General features: G+C 63.9%; 19 protein-coding genes. 10 read left to right on the plus strand and 9 right to left on the minus strand.

Translation table 11 applies throughout. The annotated features are described in order from the left end of the window. The 7 genes from OCH239_RS19425 to OCH239_RS19455 form a co-directional block, all read right to left on the minus strand. Positions 1–515: hypothetical protein (locus tag OCH239_RS19425; RefSeq protein ID WP_037266586.1), on the minus strand; the 515-nt coding region annotated here is incomplete at its 3' end. Positions 516–833: 318 nt separating this feature from the next. Next, entirely contained in the window at positions 834–1151 is a 318-nt protein-coding gene (locus OCH239_RS22370) for an H-NS histone family protein (protein WP_084782681.1), read from the minus strand. A 381-nt stretch (positions 1152–1532) separates the two neighbouring features. After that, the gene (locus tag OCH239_RS19440; protein WP_084782686.1) at positions 1533–2435 is read right to left on the minus strand and encodes an EamA family transporter; all 903 of its coding nucleotides are present in this window, start codon (positions 2433–2435) and stop codon (positions 1533–1535) included. Between the two features lie 395 nt (positions 2436–2830). Further along, a complete protein-coding gene (locus tag OCH239_RS19445) occupies positions 2831–3403 on the minus strand; it encodes a VPLPA-CTERM sorting domain-containing protein (protein WP_037266604.1) in 573 nt (190 codons plus the stop codon). Between the two features lie 229 nt (positions 3404–3632). Beyond that, positions 3633–4262: a VPLPA-CTERM sorting domain-containing protein gene (locus OCH239_RS23635; protein WP_037266606.1), complete on the minus strand. Its 630-nt coding sequence runs from the start codon at positions 4260–4262 to the stop codon at positions 3633–3635. Between the two features lie 382 nt (positions 4263–4644). Then, the gene (locus OCH239_RS22940; protein ID WP_157577970.1) at positions 4645–4800 is read right to left on the minus strand and encodes a hypothetical protein; all 156 of its coding nucleotides are present in this window, start codon (positions 4798–4800) and stop codon (positions 4645–4647) included. 67 nt (positions 4801–4867) lie between these two features. Then, positions 4868–5494: a hypothetical protein gene (locus tag OCH239_RS19455; protein ID WP_157577971.1), complete on the minus strand. Its 627-nt coding sequence runs from the start codon at positions 5492–5494 to the stop codon at positions 4868–4870. A gap of 143 nt (positions 5495–5637) precedes the next feature. Between OCH239_RS19455 and OCH239_RS19460 the strand changes: the two genes are divergently transcribed. Then, complete coding sequence (locus OCH239_RS19460) at positions 5638–6639, plus strand: sulfotransferase (protein ID WP_037266611.1); 1002 nt, start codon at positions 5638–5640, stop codon at positions 6637–6639. 10 nt (positions 6640–6649) lie between these two features. On the opposite strand, the gene OCH239_RS19465 is transcribed toward OCH239_RS19460, so the two are convergent. After that, the gene (locus OCH239_RS19465) at positions 6650–8449 is read right to left on the minus strand and encodes an ABC transporter ATP-binding protein (protein ID WP_037266614.1); all 1800 of its coding nucleotides are present in this window, start codon (positions 8447–8449) and stop codon (positions 6650–6652) included. A gap of 164 nt (positions 8450–8613) precedes the next feature. On the opposite strand from OCH239_RS19465, the gene OCH239_RS19470 reads away from it, so the two are divergent. Continuing rightward, entirely contained in the window at positions 8614–9600 is a 987-nt protein-coding gene (locus OCH239_RS19470; protein ID WP_051489636.1) for a glycosyltransferase family 2 protein, read from the plus strand. A gap of 31 nt (positions 9601–9631) precedes the next feature. Here the strand turns inward: OCH239_RS19470 and OCH239_RS19475 are convergent, their stop codons facing one another. Further along, positions 9632–11107 carry a hypothetical protein gene (locus tag OCH239_RS19475; protein WP_037266616.1) on the minus strand — a complete coding sequence of 492 codons (1476 nt, stop codon included), beginning with the start codon at positions 11105–11107 and terminating at the stop codon, positions 9632–9634. 120 nt (positions 11108–11227) lie between these two features. Between OCH239_RS19475 and OCH239_RS22380 the strand changes: the two genes are divergently transcribed. The 8 genes from OCH239_RS22380 (at position 11228) to OCH239_RS19515 (ending at position 18694) form a co-directional block, all read left to right on the plus strand. Then, positions 11228–13159, plus strand: coding sequence for a glycosyltransferase family 2 protein (locus OCH239_RS22380; RefSeq protein WP_084782690.1), 1932 nt, complete (start codon positions 11228–11230; stop codon positions 13157–13159). Next, positions 13156–14367: a hypothetical protein gene (locus tag OCH239_RS19485; protein WP_037266618.1), complete on the plus strand. Its 1212-nt coding sequence runs from the start codon at positions 13156–13158 to the stop codon at positions 14365–14367. Before OCH239_RS22380 ends, OCH239_RS19485 begins: the two co-directional genes overlap by 4 nt. After that, positions 14364–15368 (plus strand): glycosyltransferase family 2 protein, encoded by a 1005-nt coding sequence (locus OCH239_RS19490; RefSeq protein ID WP_037266620.1) that lies wholly within the window; start codon positions 14364–14366, stop codon positions 15366–15368. Before OCH239_RS19485 ends, OCH239_RS19490 begins: the two co-directional genes overlap by 4 nt. A gap of 126 nt (positions 15369–15494) precedes the next feature. Next, positions 15495–16982 (plus strand): NAD(P)/FAD-dependent oxidoreductase, encoded by a 1488-nt coding sequence (locus OCH239_RS19495; protein ID WP_037266623.1) that lies wholly within the window; start codon positions 15495–15497, stop codon positions 16980–16982. 424 nt (positions 16983–17406) lie between these two features. Next, positions 17407–17601, plus strand: coding sequence for a type II toxin-antitoxin system VapB family antitoxin (locus OCH239_RS23955; RefSeq protein ID WP_037266625.1), 195 nt, complete (start codon positions 17407–17409; stop codon positions 17599–17601). Further along, positions 17598–17963, plus strand: a complete 366-nt coding sequence (locus OCH239_RS19505; RefSeq protein ID WP_037266627.1) for a type II toxin-antitoxin system VapC family toxin — start codon at positions 17598–17600, stop codon at positions 17961–17963. Before OCH239_RS23955 ends, OCH239_RS19505 begins: the two co-directional genes overlap by 4 nt. Positions 17964–18146: 183 nt before the next feature. Next, positions 18147–18395: a type II toxin-antitoxin system ParD family antitoxin gene (locus OCH239_RS19510; protein WP_037266629.1), complete on the plus strand. Its 249-nt coding sequence runs from the start codon at positions 18147–18149 to the stop codon at positions 18393–18395. Continuing rightward, positions 18392–18694: a type II toxin-antitoxin system RelE/ParE family toxin gene (locus tag OCH239_RS19515; RefSeq protein WP_037266634.1), complete on the plus strand. Its 303-nt coding sequence runs from the start codon at positions 18392–18394 to the stop codon at positions 18692–18694. Before OCH239_RS19510 ends, OCH239_RS19515 begins: the two co-directional genes overlap by 4 nt. Positions 18695–18766: the final 72 nt, after the last annotated feature.

The raw sequence follows: 18766 nt of genomic DNA on the forward strand, positions 1-18766 counted from the left end.
GACATGTCGTTCCATCTCTGTTGTGCAATAGATGCGGAGAGGCGGAGCGGGTGTTCGATCGCTTTGAGGAGGTTCAGCTCGCGCGCTTGCACGTGACCTGCACTTTGAGGCCATATCCAGATGAGCGCAGAAGAGATGCCCGGTGTATCGAGAAGCCGGAGACCGAGGCGATAACCGGCATCGTATTTCCGGGTGCGCGCATAGAACTCGCTGCGCCTGATGCCCGCCTCGTCGATATAGTCATAATCGACCATGCGCCGCCAATGTGGATGCGCGGCGCTCCACAGCACCGGTTCCGAGCATGGCATCAAATGGGGCAGCTCGGCGTCGAGCTCCGGCATGACGGACGTTCTGCCGATAAAACGGTTGCCCTCCCGATGATCGACAGTCGCCAGCTGAGAGGCAAAGGCCCCGAGCAGAACTTCGGTCGTCGCCTGTACGCGCGTCCAGGCGCGCGGTTCCAAAGCCGCCCTGCGGATCGCGTCGAGGGCGACGCCGAGTTTCACTTGTACCATATTTTGCTGTCCCCTGCGGGTATTGATGCGCAGGGAGGTTAAAAATGCAACCGCGGGGTCATGCGAACATGATCAAGGTATCATCCATGCCCATGTCGACAGCGGAACGGGGATATTCACGATGAAATCGTCCTCATGACAGCAATCTTCTCAGGTATGGCTGCCATTGCCGAATTCTCAGAATAAGAAAATACGACCCTAAGACATTTATGCTCGCGGCATAAGGTGGGATCTTGGTGAAGCGGCAGAGAGCCATCAGCTTCGAAACCTTTGGCTGATGGCCACACACTCACACGCTGCGGTGAGCGTCCGCCTGGGTCACGTGATTAGGAACTCGTCTTGGGTATGTCCCGAAGCGAGTTTCTCTTGCATCCACTTCGGTTTACGCCCCCGGCCAGTCCAAGTCTCAGCGGGATTTTCCGGATTTGCGAATTTCGGAAGGCTCTTTGGCTTGCTTGGGGCATCCTGCAGCAGCTCTTCGAGCGCAAAGCCATGTTCCTTGGCGGCTTCTTTCGCCGCGGCCATTGCTTCAGTCCGCTTACGTTGGTCGTAGCTCTTGAGAGCTTTTTGAACATCCTTCTCAAGATTTACCAGGTCGTCTCGCGACATCTCGCTTAAATCTACGTCGTGTGCCATTGCTCTCTCCATTTCTCAGATCATGAAATGAATGCAAAGCGACACGAAGACAATAGAAGTTTTACGTTTCATTCACACTCAAGATGTTCGAGCCGGCCGTAGGGAGCCCCACAATCTTCAGACGGAGGGGCAGATCAATCGTCTGAAGACCCTCAAACGACAAATGTATGGCCAGGCCAATATCGAGCTCCGGTCGCCGCTCCAAGAGCCAAGAGATGCACCAGCTTTGAGTCAGACCCCAATCGGCTTCGGAGAGGGGCCCTCCAAGCAGCCAGACGCCGCAACTACTCCGCGCCGCCAAAAGCACGGCCTCAAACAGCGTTGCGCCCGCGACAAGCGTCATCAAAATTGGGGGCTTTCAAGTCCCCGTTTGTCACTGGCTTAGCGAAGGGCCATCACGGCGATGACTGAGGTGGTGATCAGGAGGATGCCGGAAGCTTCGCGCAAACTGATCCGTTCGCCGAAGAACAGCACCGATGCGAAGAGCGAAAAGATCACCTCCACCTGACCCACGGCGAAAACCATCGCCGCATTCTCCAGCGTGAAGGCCGTGAACCAACATAGACTGCCCGCCATGCCGGTCAGCCCGATCCACACGGCACTCCGCCACGCCGCGATCATCTGGCCGACCTGCCCCGGCTCGCGCCATCTCAGCCAAAGAGAGAGGCCGAGGGATTGCATCACGGTCACAACCGCCAAGGAAAGGCCTGCCCGCAACAAGGGATCGTCGCTAGCGACCGCAAGAGTGGCGCCACGGTAGCCGACCGCGGACACCGCAAAAAACGCTCCTGAGACCAGACCAAGCCCCGTTGCACGGCTTCCCAATCGGCGCCAACCTTGTCTTTCGATGCCAGGGGTCTCCGATAGAACGAGCACCCCCAACAGCCCCAGCAGGATCGCTCCCATACCCATCGCAGTTATCCGGTCGCCAAGGATCAGCAGACCCACAAGCGCGGTCTGGACAACTTCGGTCTTTTTCAAGGTTATCCCGACCGCGAAGTTTCGTTCCGCGAACAAGGCCACAACACACCATGTCGCCATGATCTGTGAGACCCCGCCAATCACCGCGTAGCCCCAGAAGCCCGGGGCATGTCCAGGCAATTCCGCACCTTTTACGCCCAAATAGAGGAGCGTTAGTATCACAACGAATGGCGCGGAGTAGACGAAGCGGGCCAAAGTCGCGCCACCCGCGCTGAGGGCTCCCATGCTGAGATACTTTTGCAGCATGAACCGAAAGGTTTGAAATGCCGCCGCTGCGATCGAGAGGATAATCCACGTTTCCATGTGTTTCGACATGCCGTGGAACGTGGTGTTTGGCCAGCGGGCTTTTTAAAGCCGTCTCTGACCCCAGATGTGGATTGGTGCCGCGCCGCGACTCCGCCTAAACGAAACTCTTAAGACCTGGAAGCATTGCGATAAGTTCGGTGTAGACAGTGTGATGTTCGGCGCCAATTTCGTCCTCTCGCACCCCACAATTCGGGCTATACCACGCCGTCTCAAACGCTACCTATCAAGGCTCTAGGAAGATTTCCTATCCCCAGCCCCAGGCTTGGGCGCCCCGCTTGGGCAATGCGCTTCAACGGCGTGACAGCGTCAGACGCCTGCCTGTTTCGGCAACCTGTCAAAGGCCGAAAGACCTCGGACCGGCAGAGCTTATGCCGTGTCTCACCTTCGGTGCCTCAGGCGCTGCGCTTGCGGCGGCGCAGGACCGCAAAACCTCCAAGCCCCCCCAGCAGCAGAAGTCCTGCCCCAGGCAGCGGCACGGGAGCCACCTCAAGAGACGCCACACGGAAGCTGTCCAATGGGCCCAACGCAGCGACCTTAAAATAGTCGGAGACCACACCGCCAAAGCTGAACGGGTTATCGCTTCCAAGCGTGATGATATCGTCCGACAGGCGGCCATCCCCCACCGAGACATAGATGCCGTAAGTGTCCCAGCGATCAAAGCCTGAGAACGTGACCGAGTTGAGGCGGACCTTCTCGCTGAACGAGAAGCTGAGACCCTCCAAGGCGTTGATCTGGTCATTCCCAAGATCGTACCAGGAATCCACGCCCAGTCCCGCCGCGTTCTGGCTGACCTCGGTCCACCAGCCCAAGGCACGGATTGTGACCTTGGGGCCAAAGCCCGTATCGAAGGAATAGCTTTCCGCATCCCCACCCTGACCACCAAGATCGATCCCGCTGGTGGTGGCTGCAAGAGCAGGAAGAGATGTGGACGCCAAAAGGGCAACGGCGGCAATCAAAGAGCGCATAACAACTCCATACTGGTACAGGGCCTTTAACCTACGAGAGCCGGACACATTGGGCACCCAGGGAGAATGAGGGTTTCCAAACGGCCGGCAGCATCATCTTGAACCCGTTAATCTCAAATATGTCAACTTTGTGTTAGATCGGCGCTTTGAGATACGCAACAAAAAAATCGAATATCAATAACTCAACCGAAAGGGCGCCGATATGGCGCCCTTTCGTCCTTGAATTGAGTCAGGCCGCGTGCTTGCGGCGGCGCAGTGCGCCGATGGCGCCAAGACCACCCAGAAGCAGCAGGCCGCCGGCCGGAACCGGCACCGCGGCCACACCGCGATAGTCAAAGCCCGCCGAGCCGTTCGCCGGCGACGCACTCTCGATCAGGCCGAGGCTGTACTCGCCCGCTTCGAGGCCGGAGAAGAGCAGCTCGCCTTCTTTCAGCGCATCTGCCGCATTGCCTTCATCGGAGCCCACTTCGCTGAAGTAGGAGCAGTTGCCTGCGAGTTGGCCCGCGTTGGGGCAGGTATTTGCCGCATTCTGCCGCTCGAAGGAGCCATCCATGATCCGGTCAAGGGTGAAAGCCGAAACATCATCTTCGCCATAATCACCACTCACCTCGCCAAGAGCGAGGTCAAACCGCGAATCCGAGGTGAAGGTAAACGCGCCCTGGTAAGGGGCGCCTTCTGCCGCACCCGCATTGGACCAGGTGAAGGAGAAGTTGTCAGAAAAGTCCGGCTCGGTCGAGGCGATCAGATTTCCGGTGATCGAGCCCTCATAGGCCTCGAAATCCTGCGAGGTAATGGCGGCCGAAGCGCCTGTGGCCGCGAGGGTCAGAAGCGCCGCGGCGCAGGTGGTGCGAAAAGTCATTGATTACTCCCTAAACTTGCACGTCCCCTTCAACATCATCCACACCCGCCATTGGTCCATGAAAAATAACTACCCGACACAACCTTGGGGATATGTCATCAGGCGAATGTCCTTTCAAATCCCCCGCAATATGAGCCTGGTCTGCGACGGCAATCGAATGATGGCAGAAAGATGGCAACGCATATAGCGGCCATAGCCCATCGATATCTCGCCCCAATAAGATACAATCTGAAGTCGCAAAATCGCCATCAGATGACGTGGCGTCATCTTTATCATGGTGGGCATATTGTTGCCGCCTCTCCCCGCATATCCCAAGGTCAACATGCCGGATCCGCCCCGAAGACCCCGGAACGGATACGCCGGTGAATCAAGCAAAGATACATCATTGGCTCCCCGGAAAGACGATGATCGCCGGAATACAAAACCGCGCCTCACCCTCCAGCCCAAGGGGCTCAAAACCAGTCAGGGAAGCCTCTATGGCAAAGTGCGACCAGCCACCGATGCCGTACTGAAGCATCACATCGACCAGCTTGGTCACACAGCGCTTACAGCCGAGCGATGAGGCCACCCCCGCGCAAAGCAGAAATGTCCCTCTTTATTTGCCATCAGGCCGACCAGAAGGGCTCTGAGGGCGGCGCCTTGACGGGGACCGCATCCGCCAGCCCGTTGGAGGTGCGCCCGCACCAATGCGCCTCGACCCCTGCCGCATCGAGGAACTCGAACCAACGCGTGTAATGCGACCAGAGCCCGCCGGGATCGCTCAGCCAGGGATGCATCCGCTCGCGCCGCGCCTTCGCCCCGCGATAAGAGCCAAGATTTGTCCCGAAGCGTATGAGACTCGAGGGCGTGAGAACTTTCCGCCAGAGATACCGGCGCCGTGCCAGAGATCGGGCGAAAAGCGTTCCGGGGTCTTCCCACAGCGTCAGAACGGACCGATGCCGTGCAGAGGCCAAACGATCGAGAACTGGATCAGCCTCGAAATACAAGGCACCGTAGAAAGTCATCGGACGAAAGAGGTCGTAATGCAGCAGGCAATTGCTCGGCAGCGGCGTCGCTCCGCCAGCATCCATCGCGTTCAGCATCTCAAAAGCAGGGAGATCCAGATCGGCGAAAGGCCCAGGCAGGAGGGGCGGCGTCCGTCCCTTGAGCTGCCTCAGAAGCGTGGTCTTTCCGGTGCATGACACACCGGCCACGATGACGAGGTGATCAATCGCGCTGTTGTCCTGACCCACCACATGTCCTTTCCCGACGGCCCAACTGCCAAGTTATGGTCCGACCTCTTGAGGCCAAGCGCCTGAATTTGGCGCCTGGATTTGCGCGGGCCATGCCGCGATGACACAAGGGGCCCTTGCCCTGCAAACCGATGAGGCCCGACATGCCCCTCCCCGGTCCGGAGGCCGCTATCCCCATCGGAGCGGCCGCCAGCCTTGACGATCACGCGATGCCAGCCTTCGAAGGCGCGGCGTCAAGGCGGCATCAGCGGCGGCCGGTGCGGCGCATCCGGCGCGAGGCATGGCTGCATGCGCTGCGCCATGCCAGGGCCCTCGCCGGGGCGCGCACCTTCGTGCAGTTTGCCGGCTGGCCGCGCTCGGGACATTCGCTGATCGGGGCGCTGATCGACGCCCATCCGCGCGCAGCGATTGCCCACGAACTCGACGCGATGGGCCTCTTTCACAAAGGAGTGCCCGCAACGCAGCTGCCCGCCCTCTGCCTTGCCAATGCCCGCGACTTCACCCGCGCCGGGCGATACTGGAACGGGTTCAGCTACGCCGTGCCGGGCGCCCCGCACGGCCCTCGCCCGCAGCTCTCCGTGATCGGAGACAAGAAGGGCGATTGGGCGACGCGGTGGTCCGCTGCCGATCCCGACCTCGCAACGCGGCTGGCCTTGGCCTCGAAGCTCGAGACCCGCTGGATCCTCGTCACGCGGCATCCCGAGGACAACGTGGCCACGATGACCCTGCGCCAGGGCCGCCATTACGACCGGCTGCGGATCGCCGCGCGCGGTGCAACCTCCGAGGCGATCCGCGCGGCGCAGCTGGACGGGCAGATCCCGGCGGCGGTCGACGACGCGATGATCACCGATTACCAGGCGCTCGCGGCGGCGACGGCCGCGCTGAAAACCCGGGTGCCCGCCGGCAACTGGCACGAAATCCCCTATGAGCGGTTCACGGCAGCGCCCGAGGCAGAGCTCGAACGGCTCGCCGCGTTTCTCGGTCTCGACCCCGATCCGGCCTGGCGGGACGCGGCCGCGCGGCTCGTCTCGCCAAGCGGTACTCAGAGCCGCGCCCGACTGTCCTGGACGGCGGATCAGCGCAAAGAGCTGGCAAAGACCATCGCGGAATACGATTTTCTGGCGGCCTATCGCGAAGGCACCTGACGTGATGCGCTCAGGCCGCGCCGCGGATCCCGGTGAGGAGCGCCTCGAAGGTGCCGCCGCGCCGGCGCAGCTCATCGTAGCGGCCGGTCGCCTCGACACGGCCGCCGCGCATCACGACAATCTGGTCGCACCCCGTCACCGTGGAGAGCCGGTGCGTGACGATCACCACCGTCTTCTCGCCGCGGAGCGCACCAATCGCGTCCATCACTTCCTGTTCCGTCACGGTGTCGAGGGCGCTTGTGGCCTCGTCGAACACGATCACTTCGGGATCGCGATAAAGCGCGCGGGCAATGGCGATCCGCTGCCGCTGCCCTCCCGAGAGCCGCAAGCCCCGGTCGCCCACCGTCGTCCGGTATCCGTCGGGAAGCGCATCCACAACCTCGTCGAGCCGGGCCATGCGACCCGCGCGGGCCACACGTTCCTCGTCGATCTTGTCCGGCGCAATGCCATAGGCGATGTTCGCCGCGATCGTGTCATCGGTCAGGTGAATGCTCTGCTGCACGTAGCCAATGGAGCGCTGCCAGGCGCGGAGGGTGGTCTCGTCGATCTTCGTGCCATCGACGCGCAGCTCCCCCTCATGCGGCACAAGAAGGCCAAGAACGATGTCGACAAGGGTAGTCTTGCCAGCGCCAGTGGCGCCGACGATGCCGCAACTCGTTCGCGCGGGAATGGTGAGGTCGATGCCTTCCAGGCTCGGTGCGGGCGCGCCGGGATAATTGTAGGCAATTCCGTCAAGGACCAGCTCGCGCTCGAGCGGCAGGTTCACCGTCGCGGGGCGCGGGCTCGGGCCGGTCGCCTCGCTCAGATCACCGAAGAGCGCATCGAGCGCGGTCTGGTTGAACCGCATCTGCGTGCTTGACCGAAAGAGGGTCTGCACCGTCGGCAAGAGGCGCAGACCCGCGAGAGCAAAGGCGCCAAAGATTGGCAGGATGGCCCCCGGATCGCCACCCGAGGTCGACAACAGGAAAAACAGGAAGAGCAGCATGCCCCCGAAGCCGAGCGCCTCGAGCCCATAGCGGGGCACCTCGCCGAGGATGTCCATGGTCGCCTGGTGCTGCGCCAGCCGCTGCGACGGGCCGTGAAAGCGGCGGATATAGCTTTCCTCAAGCGCAAGGATCTTGACGTCCTTGATCCCGCCGAGCGCCTCCTGCGCGATCTGGAACCGCTCCCTGTTGGCGTGGCGCCGATCCTTGCCGATCTCGTCCAATCGATGGCGCAGCCACCAATAGAGGAAGGTGAAAGCGCCGCCCACGGTACCGGCGGTCAGAACGGCCCCGACGGGTTCCAGCCGGACGAGAAACAGCACCATCGTGACCGTGGCGATGGCATCCGAGATGAACTTGATGGCTGGCGTGATCGAGCCGTTTACCACCTGCTTGGTCTCCGCCAACAGGGACTTTGCGAGATCTGCGGAATGCCGGGCGAGGTACCATTCATAAGGGTTACGCAGGTATTTCGTCAGCAGCGATTGCGACAGGGTCAGCACGATGCCGCGGCTGAACCGGGCGGAGGCGTAATTGGTCACGATCCGCACCGCGACCGACAACAGCAGCACGGTAAAGACCGCAAGGCACAATGCGCCGAGGAAGCTGCGCGTGTCGGTGAAGCCGCCCCATTCGTAGAGCCCTGCCAGCATTCCGTCCCCCGAAATCGCGGCGGGATCGGCGATCACCGCAAAGAGCGGTATGATGGCGGCGACACCCACCACTTCGGCCGCACCCGCGGCGACCATGAGCGCAACGAGGATCAGGAAGTTCCGGCGGTCGCGCGCCGACAGGAGCGAGAAGATCCGTCGATAGGTGGCGAGCATGGGGCCTCGCAGTCATGGACGATCGGCACGTGCACGGATATGCGCGGCCCGATCAAACGCGCACGATGTCACTATGGCAAGGATCAGGTCCACCCTCATGCCCGCCGCGCCGGCCCGATGCAAGACGCATCCCTGCCCTGCACCACCGAAGGAAACCTAAAGGCATGGCGGACCTCTCCAGCCTGAAGCTCGTTGTGCCCGCCCACCAGGCAGCGCCTCACCTGCCGCGCTGCCTCAGCGCCGCGCGCGCGGCCGGGTTCGCCCCCAGCGACATCATCGTCGTTGACGATGGCTCGACCGACGGCACATGCGAGATTGCGCGGCGGTTCGGCGCCCGCGTCATGACCGGGCCCCGGCGAGGCGCCGCGGCGGCACGCAATGACGGGGCCCGGGACGCGATCAGCCGCGGCGCGGACATCCTCGTCTTTGTCGATGCCGACGTTGTGGTGGACATGCGCGCCAGAGACGTGATTGCGGAGGTCCTCGCGCAAGGAACGGCGATCGCGGCAGTGTTCGGCGCCTACGATGCCCGTCCGGCGGCTCGGGGCGCGGTCAGCCGGTTCCGAAATCTCCTGCATCGCCACGTCCATCTCGAGAATGCGGGACCGGCAGGCACCTTCTGGACGGGCCTCGGGGCCGTGCGGCGCGGCGCTTTCGAAGCGGCGGGAGGATTCGATCCCGGTCAGCGGATGATGGAGGATGTGCAATTCGGCATGGCCCTGGCGCGCGCGGGATATGTCATCGCGCTCGATCCACAGCTGCAAGGGCAGCACCTCAAGGCTTGGACTCTGTCGGGCATGATCCGTTGCGACCTCTTCGACCGTGCGATCCCGTGGTCGCGGCTTCTGGTGTCCGAAGGCGCCGCGCTGCCCTCGGGGTTGAACACATCCACCTCCGCGCGCCTGTCGGTCCTCTGCGTCGCAACCCTCGTCATCGCTCTGGCCGCAAGCCTCGCCGCGCCCCTGGCCGGGGGGCTCATCGCGGTGATGGCGGCGCTGGTCCTCATCGCCGCAAACCGGTCCTTCCTGGCTCGGCTGCGGCGCGAAGACAGTCTCGGGCTTGCGATCCTCGCGGTGCCGCTTCTGATGGTGCATTATGCCTGCGGCGGGGCGGGCTATGCCTGGGCCAGGATGACCCCCGGCCCAAGATAGGAGCGGTATTCTCCCAGCCCGCCCGACCTCCTCAGAGGCGTGCCGCCCCGCTCCGAAGCGGGCCGTTTCCCACCCGCCACCACCCGGGAAAGCGTCCGGTGAGGGCCAGAGCGGTTGCGACAGCCATCCAGATCACACGGCCCTGGTACCGTCCCGCCGGGGCCGACAGCGCACCGCATACGAAGGCGTTTGCCAGAAGGCCAATGACCAGCAGCGTGATCGGCCCGCGGGCACCGGGGACATACAGGACGAAAAACACCAGCCCCAGCGCGGCCAGCGACAGGGCACCGATCTGCACCCGTTCCACCGTTTCGAACATGCCCGGCGGCGCCTGTACCGGCTCGATCTCGATCTCGTCCGGGCCGATCTGCCGGAAATGCGCGAAGCGCAGATCCTCCAGCCCGAAGCGCAGGAGCTGCTCTGCGGTGTTCGCCGCCGATGCGCCGAACTGGCCCAGCGGATCCCGGGCCAGCACCTTCAGGGCAAGAGCCATCTCCTGCTCGGAAATGCGGCGCATCTGATCCGGTGTGGCACGGTTGCGGATGCTGTCCGGCCCCCAGAGCGCAGCGGTGGAGCTTTCGGGGAAGCGGTCGTAGACCTCGCAGATGGCAAACCCGTTCTCCGGGCAGGTCTCCGACAGAAAGCGCAAGGCCGGGCCGTCCTCCAGCAGGCGGGCCAGCAGGACCGGCAGGCGCCCGGGGGCGAGGCTGATCGTCGGCGCATCCTCCTGGGCCTCGGGGCGAGACGCGGGCGGCGCGTCCGTGCTCCCAACCCCGGCAATCACCACAGAGATGGCCACATTGATCGCCAGCGCGGCAGCGAGCGGCGCGTGCACCAAGAGTGCCGCCCGCCAGCGTCGCCGCATTGCAAACCAGAGCGACAGCGTGCCGCCCGTCGCCATGGCAAGCGGGATGTGGCTGTAATGGACAAGCACCGCCGCCATTGCGGCGATCCCGAGGGCCCAGGCCAGCGCCCGGCCCGGTGCGCCGCCGCGCAGCATCACAACCAGCGGCGCCGCAATCAGCCACGAGGCCTGGATGTCGGGCATGATCTGCGCGGCATAGAACGGGGCGGTGCTCGCCATAACCACAAGTGACCCCGCGCCAAAACGCGGCACAGGCCGGATCGGGGCCAGCAATATCCACAGAAGCCACGCGGTGATCAGCGCCATCGGCACCACCGCACCCGCCGGACCGAACAGGCGGATGGAGAGATTGACATAGACCGAATACGGTACCGAGCGGACGCCGCTTCCCACCCCTGCAGGCGCCTCCGCGACCCCGCCGCTCCCCGGTCCCGCGGCGCTTGCCCCCCCGGATGCCAGAAGCTCCGCGAGACCCGAGCGATCCAGGATGAAATTCATCGCCTCGCCACCGGCCTCGTAGTAGCTGCCGCTGTCGAAGTAGATTGTGGGGCCACCCCACCACAGGGCCGGCCACAGCAGGAGCAGGGTCAGCGCGGCGATGCCGACAAGATGCGCCCCGAGGCCGTGTTGTGGATCGCGCATGGCTGGACCCGTACCCTTGCAAGATCGCACGCCTTCCACCACACGAGGCGGCTCAAGACCAGTGGATATCCTGATTCTGCCAGAGATCTAACGCCGGCCGTCCGGCGGAGGAGGACGCGTATGGCGCCGACACCGGACGCCCGGCGAGGATCGCCAGCCGCCGAGACCGCGATCGTGGTGCCAAGCTTCGATCGACCGCAAGAGTTGAAGGAATGTCTTGCGCATCTGGCCCGGCTCGAGGGCGGGCCCTGGCGGGTCATCGTGGTCGATGACGGCTCGACCGTGCCGGTCGACCTCTCCGGCGTTTCGGGCAATATCAACGCAACCTGCATCCGCCGCGCCAATGGCGGGCCCGGCGCAGCCCGGAATACCGGCGTCGCGGCAGCCGAAGGGGCGCGCTGGATCCTTTTCACGGACGACGATTGTCGGCCGCGGCCCGACTGGGCCCTGAAGCTCATCGAGGCGCAGGCGGGGGCGGAGCGGCGTCTCGTCGGCGGGCGGATCGAGAATGCCCTGCCGGAAAACGCCTATTCCGCCGCCAGCCAGGCCCTGGCCAACTCCCTCACCGAACATCACGCGGCGCGCGGGGGAGGCATGGCCTTTTTCACGACAAACAACATGTGCTGCCTGCGGGCGGATTTCCTGCACGTCGGCGGCTTCGATCCCGCCTTTCGCCAGGCCTCGGAGGATCGTGACCTGTCGCTGCGCTGGCGCGAAGCGGGCGGTGAGCTCGTGCACGAGGCCGCTGCCATCGTGGACCACGCCCATAGGCTCACCCTCGCAAGCTTCTGGAAACTTCACGCCAGCTACGGACGCGGCGCGCGCCACTTGCACCGGCGGCTGGCGCGCGAGGGTGACACCCGCGCCCGGTTCGAGGCCCTGTCGTTCTATGCCGGATTGCTGGCGCGCCGCGATCCGGTGCAGGCCGCCCTTATGGGGCTGAGCCAGATCGCCACCACCGCCGGATATGCCGGCGCTGCGCTCTCAGAGGCGCAGACCAAAACACAAGGGCGGATGATGAGCGACAAGAGCAACCTCGGGGCGGCGGAGCCGGTCTGGTGTTTGACCTGCGTTGGCGTGCAGGACGACCTGACCCTCCTGCCGCACTGGCTGCGTCACTATCTCGAGCTCGGGATCGCACCCGAGCGGGTCATCGTGATCCTCAACGCCGAGAGCGCCGACGCGCCCGGCATTGGAGCGGCCCGCGAGATATTGAAGGCCCATGGCGTGGTGCGCCCCCCCGAAATCTGGATCGCGCCCTATACGTCGGGCACCATGTGGCAACAGCGCGCCGAGGCGCAGACTCGGATCTGCGCGCCCGAGGATTGGGTCCTGAATGCCGATGTGGACGAATTCCAGCGCTGGCCCGAACCTCTCACCGACTGCCTGGCCCGCGCCGCAGCGCTTGGCGCCGATTGTGTACAGGGTGTGATGATCGACCGGCTCGCGCGCGATGGCACGCTGGCGCCCGTCCACCCCGATCCGCACATTTTCGAGCAATTCCCGCTGCGGGGAGAGGTCGCCATGGCAATCGGCGGGACCAGCCCGGTCCACGGCCGCGGCGGCACGGTCAAGATCATGGCGGCCCGGGCGCGGATCCTGCCGCATCGCGGCGGGCATTCGCCCGCCCGGGGCACAGGCGCCAGCTATCTTTACCGCTACCCGCTTGGCTCGTTCCACGAAATCGACGATCCCGGCTTCCGCTTCTCGGTGCCGACCCAGGTCGACCACGTGCATTGGACGGAAAGCCTGCCCGCACGGCTCGACAGGCGCTTGACCACCCCCGGCGTGAGCCCGGCTGGCGCCGAATACGGACGCCGTCAGCTCGACCATTTTGCCGCCAATGGCGGCGGCGTGGCGCTCGACCAAGTGACGCTTGAGGGCAACGCCTCCCTCGAGGCGACCGACTGGCCGGGCCGACTGGCACAGCTCCGGCGGATCGGCCGCCGCAAACCCCTGACCGCGCCCCTCCGCAATCGCATGGGGCCGCGCTCACAGCGCATCCTGGCGGCCTGGCGGCGGATGCTGGGACAGAATGGGTTGCGGAGATGAGCCCCTGGAAGCGGCAGCAGCTGACATTTGGCGGAGAGCAAAACTGGTCCCACGCCCATAGCTATTACGACATCCCGGTCTTCGATGCGGCCAGCACCCGCATCGCCGCCATCCGGCACAACCACGCGGCAAATCATCATCCGGGCCCAGAGGATGCGGTGGAGATCGGCCTTGTGGAGGCAGACAGGCCCGGCTCCTGGCACGCGGTGGGGCGCAGCACCGCCTGGAGCTGGCAGCAAGGGCCAATGGCACAATGGGTGCCGCCGGCGGCAGGCACAGGCGAACGACTGGTCTGGAACGATCGTGAGGACGGCCGGTTCGTGGCCCATCTCGCCGATCCAGGCGTGGGCGGCAGCGCCCGGACGCTGCCGATGCCGGTCTATGCGGTGATGCCGGACGGCCAATCGGGCCTGTCGGTGAATATGGGCCGGCTTCAATCGCTGCGGCCCGGCTACGGATATGCGGTGAAAGATGCGGCCCCCCTGACCGAGCGCCGCCCCGAAGAAGATGGGATCTGGCAGGTGCCTTTCACCGGAGACACACCCCGGCTGCTCCTGCCGCTCGATCAGGCGGTTGCGTTTCTGCTCTCGCAGCTGCCCCGGACGGATCGTCTGCGCCATGCGGTGACACCCTATTTCTACTGGTTCAACCACGTGAAGATCGCCCCCGGCGGCCGCCGGTTCACGGTCAAGCTGCGCTGGCGGCGTCGCGGCGGCCCGTGGTCGGGGCGCATGGGCGTCAGCCTGACCTGCGACACACAAGACGGCACAGACCTGCGGCTCCTCGGCCGGGCGACATCCCACGTGGTCTGGCTCGACGATCACCGGCTTTACTATTTCGACGAGCGCCGCCGCGAGATGCTCCTCCTTCGGGATGCGGCACATGGCGGTGAGCGTCTCGGCCCGATCGGCGGCGGCCTGTCGGAGAACGTGCATCTGCGCCATCTCCCCCCCGCTCCCCCTGCCTCAGACGGCCTGCCACCGCAGATCGTCTACGACACGCCCTATCGCGAGGCGCCGGAGCTCTGGATCTCGGGCCCCAAAGGCGAGGACCACACGCGGATCGCGGTCTTTTCGGGCCATGTCCCCGCAAAAGGTCCGTTCCGGTGTGACCTTCACCCGGTTCCCGACGCCTCCGGGGACCGCATCGTTGTCACCTCCGCAGAAGGTGGGCAGCGGCAGATCCACCTGATCGAGCGGGAGAGATGAGCGCAGCGCCCCGCATCAGCGTGATCCTTCCGGCTTATGATGTGGCGCCCTATGTGGCGCAAACGATCACGTCACTGAGCGAACAGGATTGGCCCGACCTCGAGCTGATTGCCGTCGACGACGGGTCGACCGACGACACTCAAACTGTGCTCGACCACGCGCTTGCGCAATTCCGCCGCTCCGGCCCCGGCCGGCGGGCCAAACTCGTCACGCAGGACAATGGCGGCCTTGGCGCTGCGCGGAACGCCGGCCTGGCCCAGGCGACGGGAGGGCTGATCCTCTTTGCCGATGGTGACGATCTGCTCGACGCAGGCGCAATTCCGGCGCTGGCCCACGCGCTTGAAGCGGAGCCGCGCTGCTGCCTCGTCTTCCCGCGCTGCCGATATATCGACGAAGACGGCGCGCCGATGGGTCTCGAATCCGGCCGGCGCGACGCGCGTCTCAGCGCCGCGGACCTTCTCTTCGAGAACCCGATCCACACCGATACGGGGGTGCTGCTGCGACGGGAGGCGCTCGACCGGGCGGGACCGTTTGATCCCCATCTGCCCTCCGCCGTCGGGCTCGACGCCTGGATGCGCGTCGCCTCCGGGCAGGGCGCCTGCATCTTGCAGGTTCCGTACGCGCTGGTGTCCTACCGCAGGCGATCCCGACAGATCACAGGCGATTGGCGACGTCAGCGCGACGGGTGGGAAGCGGTCGCGCAGCGCGCCCGGTCGACCAAGGTGATCGGGCGGGTCGCGTCGATCCGGGCGCGCTCCCGGGCGATGTTGGTCTGGGCCGCGGGGGCCTATGACAGAGGTGATCGGGCCGCGCTCCGCTCTCTGGTGCTGGGCGCCCTCGCCCGCGATCCGCTGGTGGTTCTTGGCTCGGACCACGGCCGGCTGAAGCTCGTCGCCGCAGCGGCAAGCCTCCTGCCCCAACCCGTCGAGCGGGCTCTCTCCGCATGGTATTTGAGACGGTCCCAGCAAGACGCCGGCGCAAAGGTGCGCAAGAGACGCTGACGCTCGGAAATGGTTGAAGCCGAACTGTGGCACTCTACCCTCAAAAATAACATTATTTTGTCACACAGGATTTTCATGTCTCACTCCAGCGGAACGACGCATGACCCCAGGCGCGCGGCCGCCGAGATGGACACCCAACCATCGCAGCATCCCGTGGTCGTGATCGGCGGCGGGCCGGCCGGGCTGACAGCGGCCTACGAGCTCCAGAACCTGACCAGCGCTGATGGCGGTGCCTTCGTCCCTAAGGTTTTCGAAGCCTCCGACATGGTCGGCGGGATTGCCCGCACCGAGACATCAAACGGTTATCGCTTCGACATCGGTGGGCACCGTTTCTTCACCAAGGTGCCCGAGGTCGAGGCCATGTGGCACGAGGTGATGGGCGACGACTTCATCACCGTGCCGCGGCTGAGCCGGATCTATTATCGGGGCAAGTTCTATTCCTACCCGCTGCGCCTGTTCAACGCGCTTGAGAACATCGGCCCCTACGAGGCGGTGCGGATCATGCTCTCCTATGCCAAGTGGCAGGTCAGACCCTACAAGGCGGAGGACACGTTCGAGGAATGGGTCATCAACCGCTTCGGCGGACGGCTCTACATGCATTTCTTCCGGTCCTATACCGAAAAGGTCTGGGGAATTCCGCCGGATCAGATCCGCGCCGATTGGGCCGCGCAGAGGATCAAGAACCTGTCCCTGGCAAAAGCGGTCTGGAACGCGATATCGGGCGCCAACGACACCGCAAGCCTGATCGAGGAATTCCAGTATCCGCGCCTCGGGCCGGGCCAGATGTGGGAGCGTACCCGGGACCTCGTATGCGAACGTGGCGGCACGGTCGCCATGAACCACGCGGTCACCCGCGTGATCTGGTCCGACAACCACGTGACCGGGATCGAGACCAGCACCACCGACGGCGCGGGGCTCACCGAGATCCAGCCGGTGGGACAAGCCGGCGTGATCAACTCAATGGCCCTGCGCGAGTTGATCCATGCCTTCGACCCACCGCCGCCCGCCGAGGTCGTCGCCGCAGCCGACCGCTTGAAATACCGCGACTTTCTGATCGTCACATTGGTCCTGAACCGAGCCGATCCCTTCCCCGACAACTGGATCTACATCCATGCCCAGGAGGTGAAGGTCGGACGGATCCAGAACTTCCGCGCATGGTCCTCCGACATGCTGCCCGATGAGGATACCGCCTCCATCGGCATGGAATATTTCTGCCAGGAAGGCGACGCCCTCTGGGACATGAGTGACGACGCGCTGAGAGACCTTGCATCCAGGGAACTCGAACAGCTCGGGCTGGCCTCCGGTGACGAGGTGATAGACGCCGCGATCATCCGCCAGCCCAAGGCTTATCCTGTCTACGACACCGAATATCGCGAAGCCTTGGCCGTCGTGCAGGACTGGCTGCAGAGTCTCGAGAACTTCCAAAGCGTGGGGCGCAACGGGCTCCACCGGTACAACAATCAGGATCATTCCATGCTGTCGGCGATCTACGCCGCCCGCAATCTCGCCGGCGAGAGCCACGACGTCTGGAACGTAAATGTCGAACGCTCCTACCACGAGGAGTTCGAGGTGACCAAAAGCGATAAAAAGGGAACGCCTCAAAAGGCCGCCTGAGCTTCGTGACGGCCCGCATTCGGTTCCCCGAAGACCAACAGGCCCATGCCGACATAGGACCGATCCTGAAACAACGCGGCCGGGCGGGCGCGCCTGAAGCCTGCCGCCCCCCGGACATTGCAATGGGTTCGGGGCCTTCACCTGACGAGCCCCCTCCTCAGGGCGGTCAGTGAATTCGGATGCGTGCCTGTCGGGGTAAGCTCCGCTGTGGATCAGCGTCGAGCGGTGGGTATGACGCATATCTGGTGCAGATGAATCCTCTCGCACTTTAGAAAAGTTATAATACTACAATAACTTAATGGATACCCCCTTAAGGTCATTTTTCAATGCCGATCCACAATCAGCCGGCTCTGCTTGAGCTGCCAATCCCTTGATACGCATCACATCCTGCATCATATTGTGCGAACTAAGATGCGAGGATGGCATGCGCACAACCGTTACACTGGATGACATGTTGCTCGACAGAGCGACTGCTTTGACCGGGATAAACGATCGGGGGCCCTTGCTTCGGGAAGCGCTCAAGGCGTTGATCGAACGCGAAAGCGCGCGCAGGCTGGCGCTGCTTGGCGGTAGCGAACCCGACATCACTGCCCCTCCCCGCTCCCGCGAGGAACCGTGATCCTCGCCGACACGTCGATCTGGATCGACCATCTCCGCCATGGCGACGCGGAACTCGCACGCAGGCTGGAGGCCGGACAAATCGCCTGCCACCCGCTCGTGATAGGAGAGCTATCGCTCGGCACGCTCCGTGCTCGCACCGAGATCCTGGGCCTGCTCGACGACCTCCCTGCCCTGCCGCTTGCCACCGTGGCCGAGGTTCGCGCCATGATCGAGGCCCGCCGGCTCATGAGCCGTGGCATCGGCTACGTGGACGTATCCCTGATCGCATCGTGTCTGCTCGCCCCTGGTTCCACGCTCTGGTCACGTGACCCGCGCCTTGCCCTCGCGGCCGAACAGCTCGGACTCGTACACGCAGAGTGACAGCCGTGCTTTCACGCGCTCCGCACCTGAGGGGATAAGCATTCATGTCACTACAACGCAGACCATGGGGCCTTCAGGATGCCTGACCGATACAATTGCTAGTCAGGCAGGGAGGGGAAGGTTTTCCAGCCCCCCTGAAACCAAAGCCAGTATGGCAAGGATTGTCATGTGCAGGAGGATCCCATGGCCACGATGAACGTCTCGCTTCCCGATCCGATGAAGACCTGGGTGGAGCAGCAAACCGCCCAAGGGCGCTACGCCAATGCCAGCGACTACGTCCGCGACCTGATCCGCCGGGACCAGGCGCGCTCAGATGCTATCGCCCGGATGCAGGGCCTCGTCGATGAAGGGCTGAGAAGCGGGGATGGCAGCCGGTCTATGGCTGAGATCAAAGCTCAAGCGCGCCGGAGAGCCGGATTGTCCGAAGAGTGACATGGAAACTAAGCCGTGCGGCTGAAGAAGACCTGATCGAGATATGGCTCTACGGAGCCAAACATCACGGCCCAGCCCAGGCAGATCGATACCAAGACAGCTTGGAAAGCGCTTTTTCCCTTCTGTCCCAGTTTCCCGACCTGGCCCGCGAACGCAATGAACTGACGCCTTCGCTTGAGGTGCATCCGTTCGGCGCGCATCTGATCCTCTATTTTGTTCGCCCGACCGGATCGATCTTCGTGGTCCGCGTTCGACACGCGCGCGAGGATTGGATGTCCGAGCCGCTGCCCTTTCAATAAAACTTCAGTTCTGAAGTAATATACTCTCAGTCATCAAAGGGCGCGCTCTTAGCAGGCTGCTGAAAAAGGCCG

Origin of the sequence: Roseivivax halodurans JCM 10272, from assembly GCF_000521785.1 — a bacterium.
Taxonomy (GTDB): domain Bacteria; phylum Pseudomonadota; class Alphaproteobacteria; order Rhodobacterales; family Rhodobacteraceae; genus Roseivivax; species Roseivivax halodurans.